The following is an 18,943-nucleotide window of genomic DNA, read 5'->3' as shown; positions in this document are numbered from 1 at the left end:
TGATTGGTGTTTTTTTTGGCGGACTTTTTATGTCTATCTTTGTTACAAAATCTTTTCATATCAGTTATATACCCACACTTTGGAAGGAGCGTAAAAATAGATCTGTAAAGTCTCGTATGATTTGGAGTTTTATTGCCGGATTTCTATTGGTGTTTGGAGCACGTTTAGCCGGAGGGTGCAATGCAGGACATATTCTCTCAGGCGGTGCACAAATAGCACTCAGCGGGATAATATTTGCTGTTGTGGCATTAGGTACTGGTATGGTAGTAGGTAGAATATTTTATAAAAAAAAGGTTACCAAAAATGATTGATAGAATTTCACATATGTTTGATACTGTTTCAAATCAAGGACATGGTTCAGTATGGGTTGTGCTTTTTATAGGTTTTTGCTTTGGCGCAATCATTCTCTACTCGCGTCTTGACAAGTTTGAAAAGATGGCTGGATTTATGATTTTTGAAGATACGCTAGTGCCAAGAATGGCCATGACAACAGTTGCATTGTCAAGTATAGGTTTTTATTTTTTAGTTGATGCTGGATATGCTAGTTATAATGTAAAACCAACTATTTTAACCGGCTTAATTCTTGGAGCAGTCATTTTTGGAACCGGTTTGGTTATTTTGGGCAAATGTCCATCAGCATTTTTTGTTTCAGTTTCGGAGGGGCGGGTAGATGCTCTTGTTGGTGTAGTTGGCGGCATGGCAGGCGGAGCAGTTTTCACTTTATTATATCCATGGATAAAACAAATTACCGGTCCTGATTTAGGTAATATTAGATTATCTGATCTATTTGGAGGGTATGAACTAACAATAGTGTTAGTTTTAAGTATAACGCTTTTGATTGTTGCTTATTTATTACCAACGATTGAGTATTATGACCCTGCGGATGATACTTATAAACATTAATTTTTGTATAAGTATTATACTTTATAATTACAAAACAGTAACTTCAGCTTAACGTTTTAAGGAAAAAAATGGCACACATTAAACTACCAGAATTTGAAGAGATGGCTCCTGCGATTCAAGATCGGGCGCGTCCGATTTTGGAAAAAACAGGAAAGTTAGGCGAAATATTTAAACTTATGGCAGTAGATGAAAAAATTTACTTCGCTACCGATACCATAGTTCAGAAGTATCTGCTTGATGAGACGACACTCTCATACGACACAAAAGAGGCAATTGCTCTTCTTGTCTCAAAAGAGAACGGCTGTAAAATGTGTGTGGACGTTCACAAAAGTATAGCTAAGATGCTTGGACTCTCGGATGAGAAGATAGAGAACATACTCCAAGGCGTAGATGCCATGAATGTGGATGCAAAAGAAAAAGCACTACTTAACTTCTGCCTGAGAGCTGCACAAAAAGACAGTTACAAGATAGTAAAAGAGGATATAGATGCCATCAAGTCTCTGGGATATAGCGATGTGCAAGTTTTAGAAGCCGTTGCGATAACCGGATATTTCAACTACATCAACACTCTCTCAAACGTCTTTGGATTGGGGGAGTAACATGAAGTACATTATTTTACTATTTTTAGCACTCTCAAGTGCAGTAAGTGCGCAGGAGTACAAAGCAGTTTTTAACTGCAACGCCAATGACATGCAGTATGTTGCGAGTCGTATGGTTCTTGTTGAGAGAACTATGGATATGATTGAGAAAAACGGTGATACGCCGAAGTTTGCCATCACTATTCACGGAGGATGCGCGCCGATTGTTTCAAAAAACTATGATGAAATAGTTCTTGATGAGAAGGATTTAGGCTCAATTGAGTTGTCTCAAAAACAACTTATAAGACTAGCCGAAAGAGGCGTTGAGATAGTCGTATGCGCCATGAGTTTAAACGCAAATACGATTCCGAAAGAGGATGTGATTCCATCCGTAAAAATATCTCCTAACAGCTTTTTAGAGACAATCTCCTACCAGAACAACGGTTACGCGCTGATGGTGTTTGAGTAGAAATCAAACAACTTTGCAGACTATATCGCCGACCTCTTTTTTTAACGAGGCGGCGACAACACCGCACTTTACCTTCAGTAAAAAACAGATATCACTTCTATGGGATGGACTCATGCACTCATAATTTCCCATCCCTTTGCTTATAACCAAATCTGCCGTGTCGAAAAGCTCTCTTGAGTAGCTGTTTGCACGATTGTAGACAAAACCGGGGGTATTTACTCCGCTATCAACAACTTTGCAAATCTTCTCAAAACCTGCCTCTTTCGCCTCTTTAATAGTAACATCGTTTATAATAGGGTTTCCACGTACCATGTAGGAGTATTCCGCGCGTGGGTACAACTCTTTGAGCGTCTGAATGAAGATGTAGTCAAAGATATGCTCTCCCACATTGTCGCCGACTATAAGAACGCGCTTTGCGCTTTGGAGTTTTTTCTCAAAGAGAGCGAAATCGTTGTGCGCAAACTCCGTGTCAAATATCTTCTCAAGCTCCTCTTCAAGGTCAAACTCCACCTCTGCGGCGAGATCTATAACATTTCCCGCAACGGCTATTTTTGTGGCTGTTAGTAGTTTGTCTTTTGAGTTTGATAGTTCTTTTTCTAAAAGCGGGACAAAAGAGAGAGCTTTTTTTGTAGAGAGCTCTTTTACCTCATCATACAAATCTGTTTTACGGGCAATGAGCGCCATTTTTTCATAAACATAGGATGCAATTTCGGGAGGGGTGTCGTCAAAAGAGAAGGTTTTACTCATCTTGGTAACGCTAGAGATAAGCTCGTTTGAGAGAGATTCATCTGCGTGCAACGCATTTGCCACTTTAGCACTTTGGTTTATTATGCACTCTACGCAGGCTTCATCAATCGTCATCTCTGAAAATACTTACTTATCTGTGTGCTCTTCTATGGCTTTGTTCCACATGAGCTTATATTTTCTTCTCATAAACTCAACCTCTTGCTGAGAAAGTTTCAGCTGCTCTTGAAGCGTGTGAATCGTTTTTCTATCTTCATCATAAAGTTCCTGCAAAGAGCCAAGAGCTTCTCTTAAAAACTCATTTTCAACTCTTACAGCCGCGAGAGTTTCATCTTTTGCATCAAGAACTTTTTCATGAAGATTGATGATGGTGCCTATTGTCTTTTCAATAAACTGGGGCTGCACCAACATCTCTTTTGTGTTATGAGAGGAGAGCTCTTTAAGCTGAGCCGGGACTACTTCTCCCGCACCTTTTGATGGGTCTATATATCGCACTCCCTCTTCAACTTTAAGAGTAAGTTTTCCTCTCTCTGCCAAATCATCAATTGCAGATATATCCAAACCCGTAAGCTCCATATACTCTTCATCACTCATCCACTTCATACGTGTGCCCCTGTTACAAATTTACTAAAGAATTGTCTCAATCTCCATTGAATCCATCTCAACTTTTTTAGCTTTTGAGATGCGATCCTCTTTTAGCTTGATAGCCAACTCTTCGTTATCAAGTGCGAGTATCTGCATTGCCAAATAAGCAGAGTTTATCGCTCCTGCTTTTCCTATTGCAACAGTAGCAACAGGCATTCCAGCAGGCATTTGAACGGTAGATAAAAGAGCATCGATTCCGCTAAGAGCAGATGCGCTCATAGGAACACCGACAATAGGCTTAACTGTTTTAGATGAAAGAACACCCGCTAAATGAGCAGCCATTCCCGCAGCCGCTATAAAAACTTGAGCACCTTTTTTCTCTGCTGTAACAATATAGTCTTTTGTTCTCTCAGGTGAGCGATGAGCCGATGAAATTATCATCTCATACTGAACACCAAACGCTTCAAGCGTATCTGAACAAGATTTCATTACCTCATAATCACTCTTACTGCCTATTATAATTGAAACAAATTTCATACTATTGTCTTCCTTTTTTTTGATGGGCGATTATATCATAGCTTTATCTAATAATTAATATTTTAAAATTACACTTTAGGGTATGTTCCCATATCTGGATGTGCAGGTATTCTTAAAAAAGTATACGGTGGAAGCTTTATAGGCAGTGTTATCGGGTTAGTATTTCCACTGTGAACCTCATCCAAAACTTTATTGTTTTGAGCCAACAGCTTCTTTAGCTTCATGTAACTTTTTCCCTCACGCTCGTATGTACTGCCTATCTCATTATCTGCGATTTCTATGACGGTGCCAAGAGGAGCGACTATCTCAAGCTCATCATTTGGCAGAGTTTTGTACTTGCATAAAAAGTGTGTACCCTCTTCATTTACCACTCCGCTTACCTGATGCGTTCCAAGTTGCATGGTAAAATCTAAGCTCTGCGTGTCATGCTTTTCAAACGGTCTTGAGATAAGATAAGCATCCGTATAGCCGCGGTTTTGAAGAGAGTTCAGCTCATATTGATACTTCTCTACATCGTTTACTCCGTTGTAGTAATCATCAATCGCCATTCTATACGCTTTTGCCGTTACCGCCGCATAGTAAGCTGTTTTTGTACGTCCCTCAATTTTAAGAGAATCAACAACACCGCTGTCTAAAATCTCCTTGACATGTGAAGCGAGATTAAGGTCTTTTGAGTTCATGATGTAGGTTCCCACGCCCTCCTCTTCTTCAAGTCTAAAGAGTGTTCCGGTCTCTGGGTTTGCAGCATACATCTCATAAGGAAATCTGCAGTCATTCGCGCATGAGCCGCGATTTGGCACACGTCCGCTTTGCAGAGTCGAGATAAGGCAACGCCCGCTGTAGGCAAAGCACATAGAGCCATGCACAAAAACCTCAAGCTCCAAATCAGGAAGCTCTTTTTTTATCTCAATCAAATCTCGAAGTGAAATCTCTCTTGCGGTTATGATGCGTGTTGCCCCCATATCGCAGTAGACTTTTGCATCAAGCACATTCATGACATTTGCCTGAGTTGAGAGGTGAAGCGGCATGTGTGGTACTAAATCATGGCAGAGCTTAAGTACGCCCGGAGTCGCAACAATGAAAGCATCCGGTCCAAGATCTGCCATTGCTAAAATATGTTTTTTCAAAAGGTTAATCTGGGAGTTAAAAGGAAAACCGTTTAGTGTTGCGTACACTTTTTTGCCGCGAGAGTGAGCATACTCAATCCCCTCTGCAAACTCATCCATACTAAACTCTTTACCCGAACGTATGCGAAGCGAAAAGTGGCTTACCCCACCGTAAACCGCATCGGCACCGAAGTCAATAGCAATTTTTAATTTTTCTAATGTTCCCGCAGGGGATAATAATTCAACTTTTTGCATTAACTTCCAAATTGCGCTAAAAGTGCTTCTATATCTTCATTGGACGCCAGTTCATTATGCGTATCTCCGACAATATGCGTAGCCGAAGAGACTCTTTTTTCATCATCAACTCTACCCTCAAAAAGGGAGTTCATATAGTTAGAGAGTGCGCGCATAACATTGATAACACGCTCAATTTTTTGGCGGTGAATATCCTGATACTGCATAATATCCATAACGTCCATTATTGCATTACCGCTTGACTGAAGCGTCTCTAGCGCTTCATTTGTGCTACTGAGTGCTGAATTGTTTTTCTCCAGCTGAACTCTAAAGGCTTCGACATCCGGAAATTTACTATTTAAAGTTTTAAAGAGCTCGATATTACTATTCAACACCTCTATTACTTCCTCAGCCCTCTTCTCTTCCTCAAGCAGATCATTGCTGATTCCCTCTATAATGTCAAAAATTTCGCTGGCTTTCTCTTCACTCTCTTTTGTTACATCATCAAGCTGATGCACCATTTTATTTTCATTTGTTGCAGGAAGAGGCCAATGGTGCGCAGTCTCAGGACTGTATCCAAGCGGCTTCTCATCGGCTGACTTTGAAGAACTTAACTCTTTCTCGTCATCTTTTTCATCACTATCTTCAAATCCCGTATCTTCATCAACTGAGACATCATCACTTATATCATCATCCGCAAAAGATTCTAAATCTTCAATATCACCGCTCATTAACGCATCTAGTTCTTCTTGAGTCATAAAAAGCTCTCCGTCATATATTCGCTAAATTTAAATTTTATCACTATAATATCATAAAAATATGTAAATACGAGAATTAAAACAATGATAGTTGACCTCCATAACCACACAAAACTTTGCAATCACGCAGAGGGTGAAATATCCCAGTATGTCGAAAAAGCGATAGAGTGCGGCATAAAATATTTTGGCTTTTCAGAACACGCTCCAATGAATTTTGACCAAAAATATCGCATCACATTTGAGCAGATGAGAGAGTATGAAAAAAGTGTTCTTGAGGCAAAAAAGAAGTATAAAAACAGCATTGAGATACTTTTGGGCTATGAAGTAGATTACCTCAAAGGCTACATGGATGAGAGAGTTTTAAATGCAGATGTCGATTATCTTATAGGTTCTGTCCACTTTATAGAGGAGTGGGGTTTTGACAATCCGGAGTTTATAGGAAACTACAAAGACCAAGACATTGACGAGATATGGCAAAAATACTTCGGCGCAATAGAAGAGATGGCTAATAGCAGGCTTTTTGATATTGTCGGGCATTTGGATTTGATTAAGATTTTCAACTACTTGCCGACAAAAAACATAAATAAAATAGCAAAAGATGCCCTTCTTGCCATCAAAGAAGCCGATATGTCCATAGAGATAAATGTTGCAGGGTTTAGAAAGCCGATAGGTGAAGCATATCCATCTATGTCGCTCTTAAATGAGATTAAAAAACTGAATATCCCGATTACGTTTGCTTCAGATGCACATAAGCCGGAACAAGTCGGACTATACAGCGATGAAGCCATTAGCATGGCAAAAAGTGCAGGATACAGCGAGTGTGTTTTATATCGTAATAGAAAAAAATACTTTATAAAATTTTAGTGGTAGTATCATAAAGCAATTTTAAAGAGTTAGACTTGTATAATGCACCAACATAAAATTAAGAAGGAAATAAAAATGGGAAAATATATAGAATTGACTAGTTCAGATTTTGAAGCAACACTAGGTGAAGGTGTTTCATTGGTTGACTTTTGGGCGCCTTGGTGTGGGCCATGTCGTATGATTGCTCCTGTAATAGAAGAGCTTGCAAATGACTACGAAGGCAAAGCTAAAATCTGTAAAGTAAATACTGATGAAGAGCAAGACATCGCTGTTAAATTCGGTATCCGTTCTATTCCTACAATCATCTTCTTTAAAGATGGCAAAATTGAAGGTCAAGTTGTCGGAGCACAATCTAAAGCTGCTCTAGCTGAAAAACTAGACGCTCTTTTAGCGTAACTTAAGAGTAGCGCAGTGGCAAGCGGAGGTAAAACCCTCTTTTCGCTCTCTACGCTACTAGCTTCTTTCTTCGGCGCGGCTATGATAGCCATCGCCTTTGCCTACTTCAACTACAAATTTTCAGAGTATAAGTTTATCGACTTTAAAGAGTGGGTATTTTATGAAAAAAAAGATATTTTTACTCCTACTGCCGAGAAATATATAGTTGTTTTTTACAGCTCTAAAGTGAACAATACTGCGGAACTTCTTGCAGATGTAGACCTAAATCTCCCTATTATTGCTATTGACTACTACAACGAAGTTTATGAAAACAGCAAGAACACCACATTTATACGCTCAGGTACAAAAACGTCTCTAAGCTTTATACAGAGATTTAATATCTACGAAGTACCATCTATTTTTTTTATAAAGAAAACAAAAGAGACTCTTTATAAACAAGATAGTATGATACGAAAACTGGATAATTTGAATGAGTTATCAACCAAAATAAAAGATTTATAAAAGGATTTTGCATGGTACTTGATTGCGCTATTATAGGCGGTGGACCTGCCGGACTGACTGCTGGACTTTACGCTACACGCGGTGGCTTGGAAAATGTAGTAATGTTTGAAAAAGGGATGCCCGGAGGTCAGATTACTCAAAGTTCCGAAATAGAGAACTATCCTGGTGTTACAGGCGAAATAAGCGGTATGGATTTGATGATGCCGTGGCCTGAGCAGTGCCAAAAATTTGGTCTAAAACATGAGATGGTTCAAGTAACGCGCGTAAGCAAAGATGGCGATATCTTTAAAATTCATAAAGAAGACGGCACAACAAGCGAAGCTCACAGCGTAATCGTATGCACCGGCTCATCTCCAAGACGTGCAGGATTTGCAGGAGAAGATGAGCTTTTTGGAAGAGGCGTGAGTACATGTGCTACATGTGACGGTTTTTTCTACAAAGGTAAGGAAGTTGCGGTCATAGGCGGTGGAGACACTGCTCTTGAAGAGGCTCTCTACCTTGCTAAAATATGCTCCAAAGTCTATCTTATCCATAGACGTGACACATTTCGCTCTGCTCCAAATACTATCAAAAGAGTTGAAAAAACAGAGAATATTGAACTAGTTTTAAACACAACTCCCGAAGAAGTTTATGGCGATAGCATGGGAGTCGTCGGCATCCGTGTTAAAAATGCCAATGGAGAAATTCGTGATATAAAAGCACCCGGAGTTTTTGTTTTTGTCGGAAACGATGTAAACAATCAAACTCTTATTCAAGAGGATGGAACTTTTCTGTGCGACGTAAACAAACAGGGTGAGATAATTGTAGATATCAGTATGAAAACATCAATAGATGGACTTTTTGCAGCGGGCGATATGCGTATTGCGGCTCCAAAGCAGGTTGTTAGTGCTGCGGGAGACGGCGCTGTTGCGGCGCTTCAAGCAATACCATACGTTGATGAATTATTAAATCATTAAATAAAAGGGATATATTGTGGTAAAAGTTGGTGTTTTTGGGGCAAACGGCAGAGTCGGAAAGCTTCTTATTGATGATTTGAGAGCAACGGATGGCATAAGTTTAAGTTCCGTGTATGTAAGAAGCTCGCTTAACTTTTCAATAGATCCGTCTATATTGGTAACAACAGATTTAAAATCATTCCTTAACGGCTGTGATATAGTCATTGACTTCTCCCTTCCTGAGGCTTGCGAAGCACTACTTGAAGCATCTCTAAAAACTCCAAAACCGCTTGTCATCGGGACAACCGGTTTAAGCGCTCATCAGCTTAACCTTTTAAAGCAGGCGAGCGAGTATATGCCGATTTTATATGCTACAAATATGTCTTTGGGCGTGGCACTTTTAAATAAGCTTGTATATCAGGCTGCTGCAGCTCTTGAAGGCTTTGATATTGAGATAGTTGAGATGCATCATAAACATAAAAAAGATGCTCCTAGCGGAACGGCTCTTACTCTAGCAGAGTCTTGCGCACGCGGTCGCGGTCTGGATTTAGACAAGGTGCGTGTAAGCGGCAGAGACGGTAACATAGGAGAGAGAAGCAGAGATGAGATAGCAGTAATGGCGCTTCGCGGCGGTGATATTGTCGGTCGTCACACTGTAGGCTTTTACAATGAAGGCGAATTTATAGAGCTAAACCATACGGCAACTTCAAGAAACACCTTTAGCAAAGGCGCTTTGAGGGCTGCCTCATGGCTTGTTAACAAAGAGAGCGGTCTCTACTCCATAAGCGACTGTTTAGAGTTATAAAATCAACTTTGTTTAATTTGCTTTGAGTATAATTCCATTAAATATTCTCGAGGAGAAAATGTGCTAGAAGATATGAATGAAAAGTGTGCAGTCGTAGGAATCTATGGTAATAAAGAGGCTTCAAGACTAGCCTATTTTTCACTACATGCTCTTCAGCATCGTGGTCAAGAAGCAGCAGGAATCAGTTCTTCAAACGGAACAAAACTTCAAACAATCAAAAAGCGCGGTTTGGTTATGCGCGTATTTGATGAGAAAAAGCTTGAAACCTTAAGAGGCTCAAGCGCAATCGGTCACACACGCTACTCTACTGCGGGAGACGACTCCATCTTAGATGCTCAGCCGGTCTTTGCAAGATACGACTTGGGTGAGATGGCAATTGTTCATAACGGAAACCTTACAAATGCCGAAGAGATTAGAAACAAACTCATAGATAAGGGTGCGATTTTTCAAACTTTTATGGACACCGAAAACCTCATTCACCTCATAGCAAAAAGCGAACAAAGAAAACTACTTGACAGAATTATAGATGCCGTTCAAAAAATAGAGGGTGCATTTTCACTTGTTTTTCTAAGCAGAACAAAAATGTTTGCAATGCGCGACAGACACGGCTTTCGTCCTCTAAGTCTTGGAAAACTTCCAGGCGGCGGCTATATCGTGGCGAGTGAGACTTGTGCGTTTGATCTTGTCGGTGCAGAGTTTATAAGAGATGTTGAACCAGGTGAACTTCTTATATTTAGCGAAGATAAAGAGCCAAAAAGCATAAAGGTCTTTGAGCCTACTCCTAAACACTGCATCTTTGAGTATGTCTACTTTTCAAGACCAGACTCAAAAGTGTTTGGACAGAGTGTCTACCAGACAAGAAAAAATATGGGTAAAGAGCTCGCACACATAAAACCTGTTGAGGCGGATATGGTTATCCCCGTGCCTGATGGAGGTGTTCCTGCAGCCATCGGATATGCTCAAGAGAGCGGCATCCCTTATGAGATGGGAATCATGAGAAACCATTATATCGGGCGAACATTTATTGAACCGACACAAGAGATGAGAGACCTCAAGGTCAAGATGAAACTCTCCCCTATGATTGATATCATTAAAGGCAAAAGAGTTATTGTTGTTGATGACTCGATTGTACGCGGAACAACATCAAAAAGAATTGTAAGAATGCTAAAAGAGGCAGGGGCAAGCGAAGTGCATATGAGAGTATCTTCTCCTCCGACAACTGATCCATGTTTTTACGGTGTTGATACGCCAAACAAAGACAAGCTAATAGCCGCAAATATGTCCCTTGATGAGATATGCAAATTTATTGAAGCGGACTCTTTAGCATACCTTGATGAAGCATCACTTCTTAGAAGCGTTAATAGCGAAGAAGACAACTACTGTACAGCCTGCTTTACCGGAAAATACATAGTTTAATGGAGCAAATATACACCTTTGGCAACTACTTAAAGGATAAGTTTGGTTGCAAAGTCTACAAAGTGGGCATCAACATATCTGGCTTCACATGTCCAAATATAGACGGAACCGTAGCAAAAGGCGGATGTACCTTTTGTGAAAATGACTCCTTTAGCGCAAGTACCGGTGAAACACAAGAACTCAAGGGTTTTCACCTCAACCTAGACTCAAAGACAAACCCAAATCTTGACAAGCAGCTAGCACAACTAGAAATTCAGTTTAAAGCCATAAGCAAGAGACAACGCGAAGAGTATGGCGCGCAGAAGTTTCTGGTCTACTTTCAATCATTTACAAATACCTATGCGCCTTTTGAGACACTCAAAGCGCTCTATGATAAAGCTCTTACATTTGATGACGTAGTAGGTCTTAGCATAGGAACACGCTCTGATAGCATAACAGAGGAGACTCTTGATTATCTTGCAGAGCTCAACCTTAAAAAAGAGATCTGGATTGAGTTTGGAATTCAGTCTGTTTATGATGAGACTCTCGTAAAAATCAACCGCGGACACGACAGCGCAAATGTAAAAGAGTGGATTTTAAAAACAAAAAGCAAAGGACTGCATGTTTGCGGGCATCTAATATTCGGCTTACCGGATGAGACAAAAGAGATGATGCTTCAAACTGCAAAAGAGGCTTATAGCTGGGGTATTGACTCCGTAAAATATCATCCTCTGTACGTTGTTAAAAAAACAGCTCTTGCAAATGATTTTTTAAAGGGAAAATTTACCCCGATAAGTGAAGATGAGTATTTGGATGTTCTGGTTGAAGCAATCAAGATGAAACCGCAGAATATGTCGGTGCAAAGAGTCACTGCAGGGATAGATGACAACTCTCTTTTGTCTCCCGATTGGTGCAGAGATAAAAACACTCAGATTAAAAATATAAATGCCGCACTAAAGCCTTTTGGACTTAAATATTAGTGAGCATATATTTTTGAAAAGTGGGCAACGCCTCTAAAATAGGGAGGATAGTCAAAATAGACTCTGAACTCTCTAGTCTCTCCAGGTTTTAGGTTTTTCGCTACGACAAACTCATGAGTAATCTGCTGCGGCTTGCTTTTGCCGCTGATACTCTCTCCTGAAAAAAAGTCAAAAAAACCACTTGGTTTAAAAAATGATCCCGCCTTTACATTACCGCTGGCATGCCCTCTGTTTACAAGCTTTATCTCAAAGGTAACTTCGCCTATCTCATAATTTCCCTCATTTCTTACCAAACCGCTGTACATAATCTGCTCACTGCTGAGGTTTCTCTTGTTCTCCAACTTATAGAGCTTTGCTTTTTTTGTATATTTATCGACTACAAATAGGCTGAAACCTGCCATTACAGTGGTTATTAGAAATGTTGTAAATATTAGCTGCACTCTTATTTTTGAGTTATCGTCTTTAAATGCTATTGCGATTCCGCCGATAAAAATTAACAAAATTATGCCAAATACAGTATAGTGCCATACGTTAAATAGTGTAATCATCTGCACTTTGCTCCCAACGTAATATTATAGTCACCGCCGTAAGTAAAAGGCTCGATAATCATCTTGAACTCTCGCTCCTCGTCTTTTACAATGCCCTCTTCAATAATCGACATTTTATTGACTGGTTTGAGTCTAAATATATAATCTTTTACTCTGTTTCCTGTCTTTTTATAGACTGCAGCGGTAATTTTGCAACTTGAAAAATCTCTCTGCGACATATTTTTTACCGACCCATAAAGAACTATTGCCTGAGTAAAGTTTAATTTTTTCTGGCTTGTTATTGAGGTTTCGTTTGTAAAGAGATACTCATGCATCTTCACATAACCGTAGGTTGAACCGACGATAAGTTGTGTAAATGCAAAAAGTATAAAGAAAATTGCGATAGCGCCTCTGTTTCTAAAGAGGATACCAAGCGTTACAAATAGAATAAAAAGTAAAAAGAGGGTACCAAATAAAATATAGTCATAAACTATTAGCTCATTTATAAATTTACTGATTTCCCATGTCATCTGTTAGCTGTCTCTTGAATTTTTTTCCGCTATGCCGCTCATGTTAAATCTGCGAGCAAGCTCCTGCTTAATTCTATCGGGAGAGATGTTTTTTGCAGCAAGCGCTACGAGCATATGGTAGGTCAAGTCTGCCGCCTCATATATCATCTCTCCTTCATCGTTATCTTTATAAGCAAAACTGAACTCTCCAGCCTCCTCTACAACCTTTTTCAAAATTGCATTATCGCCTTTGCTCAAGAGTTTTGCAGTCCATGAACTCTGCGGGTCTGCATTTTTTCTCTCTTGAATGGTGTGATATAGAGTGTCAATAACGCCATAAAGCGCTTCACTGCTCACCTCTACGTCACTTTGAATCTCACCCGACTCCAGCTCTGTAAAAAAGCATGAACGTCGTCCTGTATGACATGCTACTCCGTTTTGCACCACTTTGATTAAAAGAGTGTCATTATCGCAGTCTATATAAAAAGAGTGAATCTCTTGAGTGTGTCCGCTGCTCTCGCCCTTTTTCCAGATGCGTTGTTTTGAGCGTGAGAAGTAGTGTGCTATTTTTGTTGTGAGGGAGAGTGAGAGCGCCTCTTTGTTCATGTATGCCATCATGAGGACTTCGTTGCTGGCAACATCCTGAACGACAACCGGCAAAAGTTCAATCTTTTGCCAGTCAATTTTATTGATTATCTCTTGCATATTAGTTAGCTAATGATGCTTTTCTTTGAGAGTCTTTCATGTCAACCCAAATATTTGGAGTTGAACCGCCAGGTGTTAAGAATATTTTTGCATCTTTGTTTTCTCTAAGCGCATCGTTAAACAACCCTTGCACTTTAATCTGCTCAAGTTTTAAAAGATCCGAAGTCAATGATTTAGAGATTAGGTAGTTTGCTTTTGCTTTTGCTTCTGCTTCGATTGTAACCGCATCTGCTAAACCTTGTGCCTCGATTCTAGCCTTTTCAGCAATACCTCTTGACTCTGCAGCACGTCTGAGTGCCTCTTGTTCAGCTCTTTGAACATCTTGTTCAGCTTTTTGAACCTGCTGTTTTGCAATCTGGACATTCTCTATCTGCTCTTTTACTTTTTCAGGCAGAATTATTGCACGAAGTTGAATTGACTGTAAATCGGCAGGAGTGTTTTCAAGACCCTCTATGTTAGCTCTGATCTGCGTATCTATTTCAGTTGCAATGGTGTTTCTCATCTGAGGAAGAGACTCTGCATCATATTTACCGACAACATTACGAACGATGTCTCTTACAACAGGATTGATGATTTTATCTTCCCATGCAAAACCCCAGTTTGAAATCGTCTGAGCCGCAAATTGCGCATCAAGTCTATACTGAACAGTAAGCTCAATCGAAACAGGCAAACCACGCTTATCAAGAACTGTAATGGCAGGTCTAACGTTTACGCCGAGCGCACCGCTTGAACTAGCCTCTATTGTAGAAGCATAATTAACAATACGAACTTTCGTATCTACTTCATACACTTTTTGAATAACAGGAATAATAAAGTGAAGTCCCGGAAGAAGTGGTTGATCAGAGTACTTACCGTTTGTGCTAAGGATTCCTCTTTGACCCTCTTCGATGATTGTAAATGGCTTTGCTAGAACAAGTATTAAGATAACAGCAGCTAAAAAATATGCTATGCCTGCTTTTCCGCCGCCGAAGTTAAAATCCATCTTCGGCATTTGAGGCATGTTTGGACCTCCGCCGCTTCCGCCGCCGCCAGATTTTTTTTCATTACCGCCGCCTTCGCTCTTTTTTTTGTTAAAGTAGTCATTCATATCTGATGCCATTGTTATGTTTTCCTTCATTTTTTGTTATTCCTTTTATTTGATGTTACGCATTAAAACGAACGCGTCCGCTTTAGTGGCAGGGACAAATGTCCCTACGACCCCCTAAAGCTTATACATACGTTAAGTAGTGGTCGTACTCTTTGTTGCGTCCAAATACTATGTCAAAGTATCCGCTTTGGAGTTTTTCCGTCATCTCTCCGCGTGCACCGCATCCTATCTCTCTTGCGTCAATAAGACGTACCGGCGTTATCTCTGCGGCAGTTCCCGTTAAAAATGCCTCATCTGCAACGTAAACATCTTCTCTTGAGATACGTTTACGCTCTACTTTAATGCCCATGTTTTGAGCCATCTCGATTACTGTTTTTTGTGTAATCGACTCTAGTGAGTTGTCATTTGGAGGCGTGATGAGCACACCGTTTTTTACCATAAAAAAGCTCGCACCGCTTGCTTCTGCCACATACCCTTGGTCATCAAGCAAAAGTGCCTCTTCGTATCCGCAGTCGATTGCTTCATACTTTGCCATCTGAGAGTTTAGATAGTTTGCAACTGCCTTTGCTTTACCCATATTTGAAGTGTTTGCAGGTCTTGTCATAGAGACGATTTTAAGCTTTATGCCCTTTTTCATCCCCTCTTCGCCAAGGTATGCACCCCACTCCCATGCAGCTACTGCTGTCTCTACCGGAGCATCTTTATGATAAACTCCCATAACACCGTATCCCAAAAATGCAAACGGACGAAGATATACATTATCGCCGCTAAACTCATTTTTTCTGATTAGCTCAACCTGCGCTTGGTTCATCTCCTCAACAGAGTAAGGAATCTCCATAAGCGTCATCTTTGCGGACTCTTTGAGTCTTTTCGTATGGTCATTTAGACGAAAAATTGCATATCCTCTTTCTGTCTTATATGCCTTTGTTCCTTCAATAACACCGTTTCCGTAGTGCAGCGTATGCGACAATACGTGAACTTTTGCATCGTCCCATGCAACAAACTTACCATTCATCCAAATATATTTGGCAGCATTCATTCATTTCTCCAATAATTACTACATAAAAATTATGATATTTTATCCAAAATGCTGTTTATATTGTTTTGTTCTATCTGTCTTGGGGTTAAGATTTTGTTAAAAGCAGTGCCATAAAGGGCATAAAGCCCGGGGAGGCTTTATGTTTGGGGGAGAAAAAGGGGGAGGGGAGAATGATAAATTAAAACTAGACTAAAATCTTATTTCAGCGGTAAGCATATACTGGATGCCATTTTCATCTTCTCTGCTGCTTCCATCTTCATTGTCTGTAACTATAGCATTTGCTACCCATTGAACATTTTTGTTTTGCTCCCATGCGCCACCGACAATATATGCTACATCATCTTTTTCGTCAGTACCAGCAAGTTTTTCATCAGTCCAGCTGTCATAACGAGCAATTGCTCTATATTTTTTATGCTCACCAAAACGATACTCTCCATTCACACTATAGCCTGAACCTGCTTGTTTTGAAACATAAGTAGAGTTGTCTGCCGTATCATCAGATGTTATGTATTGTGCAGATATCAAAAATTCCGGTTGGTTGTAAACAGTGTGCAAACCATAAAAAATCAAATCATCATAATCACCAGCTATTCCACTTGCACTGTCTTTATGGTCTTTATTGTACTGTCCAAAGAAAGATACATCAAAATATGTTTTTTCTGTTTGCTTGTCTTTACCATTTACTCCTAAAAGGTGCGCTGTGGTTCTCCACTCAAAACTCATACCTTTACTCGCGTCACTATTTTCATCATCATTAAAGTCCGAGTGATAACCCTCACCATTAAATAAGCCAAGTTCACTATCGAAATATTTTGTTTTTGTTTTAAAATTTACACCAAAGTCAGCTGAGTTACTTAAATCTCCACCATTTTTTGCTTCAACTAAAACTTTTGAAATATTACGGTAGTACCAAGCATTGTGCTCTTCATAGTCATGCCATGGACGGTGAACAAGACCCATTTCAACACCAGTATTTGGTAATACATCATTTAAGAATAGATATGCATATTTAGCTCTAACAACAAGATCATCTTCTGCATTTTGGTGCATGTCAAGTGTTACACGGAAGTAAGACTTAGGATCTTCTAAAAGGTAAGCTTTCAATTGGAAGTAAGATCTTCTGATTTCAAAGTTAGACTCATCATGTTTAGTATTAGCACCTGTACTTATGTTGTCTTTACGATCATTGAAAGTGTAACCTAAATATGTAAGACCGCTAAACTTTAATTTATCCGCTTTTGCGAACACCGAAGTCTCTTTGCTCTCTAAAGCTTTACGACCTTCACCTTCTGTTGTAAATACTTGACCTTTGTCATCTACATAAAATTGTGTAGCACTTAAACCTGTAGCACCGATTGCTAAAGCAGCTATTGCTGATATAACCGTTTTTTTCATTTTTGCATTCCCTTGTTTTTTTGTACGAGAATTATAAAATTGTTAGGTTACGAAAAGATTACAGTAAAAAAGAGGGTTTTAAATGCAAAAAGCCCCCATGTCCCTTCGGACACAGAGGCTTTGCGGGAGATTTTCTTAGGAGAGAAAATTTGGGAGAATAAGTATTAAGAGATGATTATTTTATATTGGCTGCCCAATACTCTCTAATCATTTTTTTAGTTGCTTCAGGAAGTGCTATGTAGCCGAGTTTCTTAGCTGCTTCGTTACCCGTTTTAAAAGCATAATCATAGAATGCAGTAACCTGCTTGTTAGTCTCAGGCTTCTCTTTTGGAAGAAGGATGAAAGTTGCTGCAACGATAGGATACGATGTATCACCAGGCTGAAGTGCTAGCATTGCATAAAAATTGTCCTCTTTAGTCCAGCTTGCATATTTTGCAGCCGCTTTAAAGTTCTCTTCAGTCGCTTTTACCCATTTGCCGTTTGCAGTTTTTAGAACAGCTGCGCTTAGGTTATTTTTCTCTTTATATGCGTTTTCAATGTAACCTATAGAGTAAGGAGTCTGCTTGACCAAGTTTGCAACGCCTTCGTTACCTTTTCCGCCGATGCCGACTTTCCAATCGATCGCTTTACCGACTCCAAAGTTCTCTTTCCAGTTTTTAGAGCTTCCGCTTAGGTAGTAAGTAAAGTTGTAAGTAGTTCCTGATCCGTCTGAACGGTGAACGACAATGATCTTTTGGTTTGGAAGTTTAAGAGCTTTGTTCTCAGCTACGATAGCCGGGTCATTCCATGAAGTAATTTTTCCAGCAAAAATATCTGCAACAACTTCGTTGCTAAGTTTTAAAGTCTCATCAGTGATTCCTTCTACATTAAAAGCAACTACAATAGAACCGATTACTGCAGGAAACTGTAAAAGTTTTGCTTCTGAGAGTTTTTTTGAGTCAAGCGGCTTATCAGATGCTCCAAAGTCTACAACACGCTTTGTTATCTGCTTGATCCCGCCGCCAGAACCTATTGACTGGTAGTTAACAAGATTCTCTGTATCTTTTTTGTAATTAAATGCCCAATCATAATAGAGTGGAGCAGGAAACGAAGCGCCGGCACCGTTTATCTTATCGGACGCGAACGAAGAACTAATTGACACTGCAGTAACTAAAGCAGCTAGAGCTAATTTCTTTAACATTTGTTTTCCTTTTTGAATGTTTACGAAATTATAATTGCTCCTTATTACAAGATGATTACAAAAAAAATTACTCACCATCAGATGAAAATTTAAACTGTCCCTCCATGGCAATAGTCTCATCTCTTCCAAATATGATTATATCTTTGTCCACTTCTATCTCGTTTGCGTCTATTTTATTAGGGTACTCTACAAAATTCAAGATGTGTTTTATGGTATTTATCCTCGCCTTTTTCTTGTTGTCGCTCTTTACCACCGTCCATGGTGCAATCTCCGTGTGCGTTGCGCTTAACATCATATACTTAGCAAGAGCATACGCATCCCAGAGTTCTTGGGCTTTGGCATCAACTTCGGAAAATTTATACTGCTTTAGAGGGTCTTGCTCCCTTTTGGCAAATCTTTTTGCCTGCTCATCTTTTGAGACTGAGAAGTAAAACTTAAAAATCTTTATATCCTCATCTGCTATCATCTTCTCAAACTGCGGTGCGTCTTTTAAAAACCTGTGATGTTCTCTCTCAGTGCAAAAGCCCATAACCGGCTCGACCATAGCTCTGTTATACCAACTTCTGTCAAAAAAAACTATCTCCCCTGCGCTTGGCAAGTGCGCCACATATCTTTGAAAATACCACTGAGTCATCTCTTGGTCACTCGGCTTTGAGAGAGCTACGACTCTAGCACCCCTCGGATTGAGATGCTCTATGATTCTCTTGATAG

24 protein-coding genes are annotated in these 18,943 nt (G+C 39.8%); 11 read left to right on the top strand and 13 right to left on the bottom strand.

The window, feature by feature from the left end; translation table 11 throughout:
* The 4 genes from RQ763_RS02060 to RQ763_RS02045 form a co-directional block, all read left to right on the top strand.
* The coding region (locus RQ763_RS02060; RefSeq protein ID WP_314150849.1) for a YeeE/YedE thiosulfate transporter family protein at positions 1-311 on the top strand (311 nt) is incomplete at its 5' end.
* On the top strand, positions 304-903 hold the full coding sequence (locus RQ763_RS02055; protein ID WP_314150848.1) for a YeeE/YedE thiosulfate transporter family protein: 600 nt from the start codon (positions 304-306) through the stop codon (positions 901-903). The genes RQ763_RS02060 and RQ763_RS02055, both read left to right, overlap by 8 nt.
* A 68-nt stretch (positions 904-971) precedes the next feature.
* On the top strand, positions 972-1,502 hold the full coding sequence (locus tag RQ763_RS02050; RefSeq protein ID WP_314150846.1) for a carboxymuconolactone decarboxylase family protein: 531 nt from the start codon (positions 972-974) through the stop codon (positions 1,500-1,502).
* 1 nt (position 1,503) lies between these two features.
* A complete protein-coding gene (locus tag RQ763_RS02045; RefSeq protein ID WP_314150845.1) occupies positions 1,504-1,950 on the top strand; it encodes a DsrE family protein in 447 nt (148 codons plus the stop codon).
* 3 nt (positions 1,951-1,953) lie between these two features.
* Here the strand turns inward: RQ763_RS02045 and RQ763_RS02040 are convergent, their stop codons facing one another.
* From RQ763_RS02040 to RQ763_RS02020, 5 genes are all read right to left on the bottom strand, one after another.
* On the bottom strand, positions 1,954-2,811 hold the full coding sequence (locus tag RQ763_RS02040) for a damage-control phosphatase ARMT1 family protein (protein ID WP_314150843.1): 858 nt from the start codon (positions 2,809-2,811) through the stop codon (positions 1,954-1,956).
* A gap of 12 nt (positions 2,812-2,823) precedes the next feature.
* Positions 2,824-3,297, bottom strand: a complete 474-nt coding sequence (locus RQ763_RS02035; protein WP_314150842.1) for a DUF3972 domain-containing protein — start codon at positions 3,295-3,297, stop codon at positions 2,824-2,826.
* A gap of 24 nt (positions 3,298-3,321) precedes the next feature.
* The gene (purE, locus tag RQ763_RS02030; RefSeq protein WP_314150841.1) at positions 3,322-3,816 is read right to left on the bottom strand and encodes a 5-(carboxyamino)imidazole ribonucleotide mutase; all 495 of its coding nucleotides are present in this window, start codon (positions 3,814-3,816) and stop codon (positions 3,322-3,324) included.
* A 68-nt stretch (positions 3,817-3,884) separates the two neighbouring features.
* Positions 3,885-5,177, bottom strand: a complete 1,293-nt coding sequence (locus RQ763_RS02025) for a peptidase U32 family protein (protein WP_314150840.1) — start codon at positions 5,175-5,177, stop codon at positions 3,885-3,887.
* On the bottom strand, positions 5,177-5,914 hold the full coding sequence (locus RQ763_RS02020; RefSeq protein WP_314150839.1) for a chemotaxis protein: 738 nt from the start codon (positions 5,912-5,914) through the stop codon (positions 5,177-5,179). The genes RQ763_RS02025 and RQ763_RS02020 overlap by 1 nt, the downstream gene beginning before the upstream one ends.
* 84 nt (positions 5,915-5,998) lie before the next feature.
* Between RQ763_RS02020 and RQ763_RS02015 the strand changes: the two genes are divergently transcribed.
* From RQ763_RS02015 to RQ763_RS01985, 7 genes are all read left to right on the top strand, one after another.
* Entirely contained in the window at positions 5,999-6,778 is a 780-nt protein-coding gene (locus RQ763_RS02015) for a histidinol-phosphatase (RefSeq protein WP_314150838.1), read from the top strand.
* 75 nt (positions 6,779-6,853) lie between these two features.
* Entirely contained in the window at positions 6,854-7,174 is a 321-nt protein-coding gene (trxA, locus tag RQ763_RS02010) for a thioredoxin (RefSeq protein WP_314150836.1), read from the top strand.
* Between the two features lie 15 nt (positions 7,175-7,189).
* Entirely contained in the window at positions 7,190-7,675 is a 486-nt protein-coding gene (locus tag RQ763_RS02005) for a hypothetical protein (RefSeq protein ID WP_314150835.1), read from the top strand.
* 11 nt (positions 7,676-7,686) lie between these two features.
* The gene (gene trxB, locus RQ763_RS02000; RefSeq protein ID WP_314150833.1) at positions 7,687-8,631 is read left to right on the top strand and encodes a thioredoxin-disulfide reductase; all 945 of its coding nucleotides are present in this window, start codon (positions 7,687-7,689) and stop codon (positions 8,629-8,631) included.
* Between the two features lie 16 nt (positions 8,632-8,647).
* The gene (dapB, locus tag RQ763_RS01995) at positions 8,648-9,415 is read left to right on the top strand and encodes a 4-hydroxy-tetrahydrodipicolinate reductase (protein ID WP_314150831.1); all 768 of its coding nucleotides are present in this window, start codon (positions 8,648-8,650) and stop codon (positions 9,413-9,415) included.
* Positions 9,416-9,475: 60 nt separating this feature from the next.
* The gene (purF, locus tag RQ763_RS01990; RefSeq protein ID WP_314150830.1) at positions 9,476-10,831 is read left to right on the top strand and encodes an amidophosphoribosyltransferase; all 1,356 of its coding nucleotides are present in this window, start codon (positions 9,476-9,478) and stop codon (positions 10,829-10,831) included.
* Positions 10,831-11,790 carry a TIGR01212 family radical SAM protein gene (locus RQ763_RS01985; protein ID WP_314150828.1) on the top strand — a complete coding sequence of 320 codons (960 nt, stop codon included), beginning with the start codon at positions 10,831-10,833 and terminating at the stop codon, positions 11,788-11,790. The genes purF and RQ763_RS01985 overlap by 1 nt, the downstream gene beginning before the upstream one ends.
* Here RQ763_RS01985 and RQ763_RS01980 read toward each other — a convergent pair.
* The 8 genes from RQ763_RS01980 to RQ763_RS01945 all read right to left on the bottom strand — a co-directional run.
* Complete coding sequence (locus tag RQ763_RS01980) at positions 11,787-12,338, bottom strand: DUF2393 family protein (RefSeq protein ID WP_314150827.1); 552 nt, start codon at positions 12,336-12,338, stop codon at positions 11,787-11,789. The genes RQ763_RS01985 and RQ763_RS01980 overlap by 4 nt on opposite strands.
* The gene (locus tag RQ763_RS01975; protein WP_314150826.1) at positions 12,335-12,847 is read right to left on the bottom strand and encodes a DUF2393 domain-containing protein; all 513 of its coding nucleotides are present in this window, start codon (positions 12,845-12,847) and stop codon (positions 12,335-12,337) included. The genes RQ763_RS01980 and RQ763_RS01975 overlap by 4 nt, the downstream gene beginning before the upstream one ends.
* 3 nt (positions 12,848-12,850) lie before the next feature.
* Positions 12,851-13,531: a bifunctional phosphoribosyl-AMP cyclohydrolase/phosphoribosyl-ATP diphosphatase HisIE gene (gene hisIE, locus RQ763_RS01970; RefSeq protein ID WP_314150824.1), complete on the bottom strand. Its 681-nt coding sequence runs from the start codon at positions 13,529-13,531 to the stop codon at positions 12,851-12,853.
* Between the two features lies 1 nt (position 13,532).
* Positions 13,533-14,630, bottom strand: coding sequence for a prohibitin family protein (locus RQ763_RS01965; protein ID WP_314150851.1), 1,098 nt, complete (start codon positions 14,628-14,630; stop codon positions 13,533-13,535).
* Positions 14,631-14,739: 109 nt separating this feature from the next.
* Complete coding sequence (locus tag RQ763_RS01960; protein ID WP_314150823.1) at positions 14,740-15,657, bottom strand: branched-chain amino acid transaminase; 918 nt, start codon at positions 15,655-15,657, stop codon at positions 14,740-14,742.
* A 189-nt stretch (positions 15,658-15,846) separates the two neighbouring features.
* Entirely contained in the window at positions 15,847-17,052 is a 1,206-nt protein-coding gene (locus RQ763_RS01955; RefSeq protein WP_314150822.1) for a hypothetical protein, read from the bottom strand.
* Between the two features lie 175 nt (positions 17,053-17,227).
* Positions 17,228-18,232, bottom strand: a complete 1,005-nt coding sequence (gene pstS, locus RQ763_RS01950) for a phosphate ABC transporter substrate-binding protein PstS (RefSeq protein ID WP_314150821.1) — start codon at positions 18,230-18,232, stop codon at positions 17,228-17,230.
* A gap of 67 nt (positions 18,233-18,299) precedes the next feature.
* Positions 18,300-18,943: polyphosphate kinase 2 (locus tag RQ763_RS01945; RefSeq protein WP_314150820.1), on the bottom strand; the 644-nt coding region annotated here is incomplete at its 5' end.

The sequence above is a fragment of the Sulfurimonas sp. genome, assembly GCF_032250635.1.
In the GTDB taxonomy this organism is placed as follows: Bacteria; Campylobacterota; Campylobacteria; order Campylobacterales; family Sulfurimonadaceae; genus Sulfurimonas.
Note: the sequence above shows the minus strand (reverse complement) of the source record. Positions and strands in the feature narration are given on the sequence as shown.

Bases quoted from the DNA above. Each gene is read 5' to 3' on its own strand.
- RQ763_RS02055 (WP_314150848.1), top strand. From the start codon at position 304: ATGATTGATAGAATTTCACATATGTTTGATACTGTTTCAAATCAAGGA.
- RQ763_RS02050 (WP_314150846.1), top strand. From the start codon at position 972: ATGGCACACATTAAACTACCAGAATTTGAAGAGATGGCTCCTGCGATT.
- RQ763_RS02045 (WP_314150845.1), top strand. From the start codon at position 1,504: ATGAAGTACATTATTTTACTATTTTTAGCACTCTCAAGTGCAGTAAGT.
- RQ763_RS02040 (WP_314150843.1), bottom strand. From the start codon at position 2,811: ATGACGATTGATGAAGCCTGCGTAGAGTGCATAATAAACCAAAGTGCT.
- RQ763_RS02035 (WP_314150842.1), bottom strand. From the start codon at position 3,297: ATGAAGTGGATGAGTGATGAAGAGTATATGGAGCTTACGGGTTTGGAT.
- purE (WP_314150841.1), bottom strand. From the start codon at position 3,816: ATGAAATTTGTTTCAATTATAATAGGCAGTAAGAGTGATTATGAGGTA.
- RQ763_RS02025 (WP_314150840.1), bottom strand. From the start codon at position 5,177: ATGCAAAAAGTTGAATTATTATCCCCTGCGGGAACATTAGAAAAATTA.
- RQ763_RS02020 (WP_314150839.1), bottom strand. From the start codon at position 5,914: ATGACTCAAGAAGAACTAGATGCGTTAATGAGCGGTGATATTGAAGAT.
- RQ763_RS02015 (WP_314150838.1), top strand. From the start codon at position 5,999: ATGATAGTTGACCTCCATAACCACACAAAACTTTGCAATCACGCAGAG.
- trxA (WP_314150836.1), top strand. From the start codon at position 6,854: ATGGGAAAATATATAGAATTGACTAGTTCAGATTTTGAAGCAACACTA.
- trxB (WP_314150833.1), top strand. From the start codon at position 7,687: ATGGTACTTGATTGCGCTATTATAGGCGGTGGACCTGCCGGACTGACT.
- RQ763_RS01985 (WP_314150828.1), top strand. From the start codon at position 10,831: ATGGAGCAAATATACACCTTTGGCAACTACTTAAAGGATAAGTTTGGT.
- RQ763_RS01980 (WP_314150827.1), bottom strand. From the start codon at position 12,338: ATGATTACACTATTTAACGTATGGCACTATACTGTATTTGGCATAATT.
- RQ763_RS01975 (WP_314150826.1), bottom strand. From the start codon at position 12,847: ATGACATGGGAAATCAGTAAATTTATAAATGAGCTAATAGTTTATGAC.
- hisIE (WP_314150824.1), bottom strand. From the start codon at position 13,531: ATGCAAGAGATAATCAATAAAATTGACTGGCAAAAGATTGAACTTTTG.
- RQ763_RS01965 (WP_314150851.1), bottom strand. From the start codon at position 14,630: ATGGCATCAGATATGAATGACTACTTTAACAAAAAAAAGAGCGAAGGC.
- RQ763_RS01960 (WP_314150823.1), bottom strand. From the start codon at position 15,657: ATGAATGCTGCCAAATATATTTGGATGAATGGTAAGTTTGTTGCATGG.
- RQ763_RS01955 (WP_314150822.1), bottom strand. From the start codon at position 17,052: ATGAAAAAAACGGTTATATCAGCAATAGCTGCTTTAGCAATCGGTGCT.
- pstS (WP_314150821.1), bottom strand. From the start codon at position 18,232: ATGTTAAAGAAATTAGCTCTAGCTGCTTTAGTTACTGCAGTGTCAATT.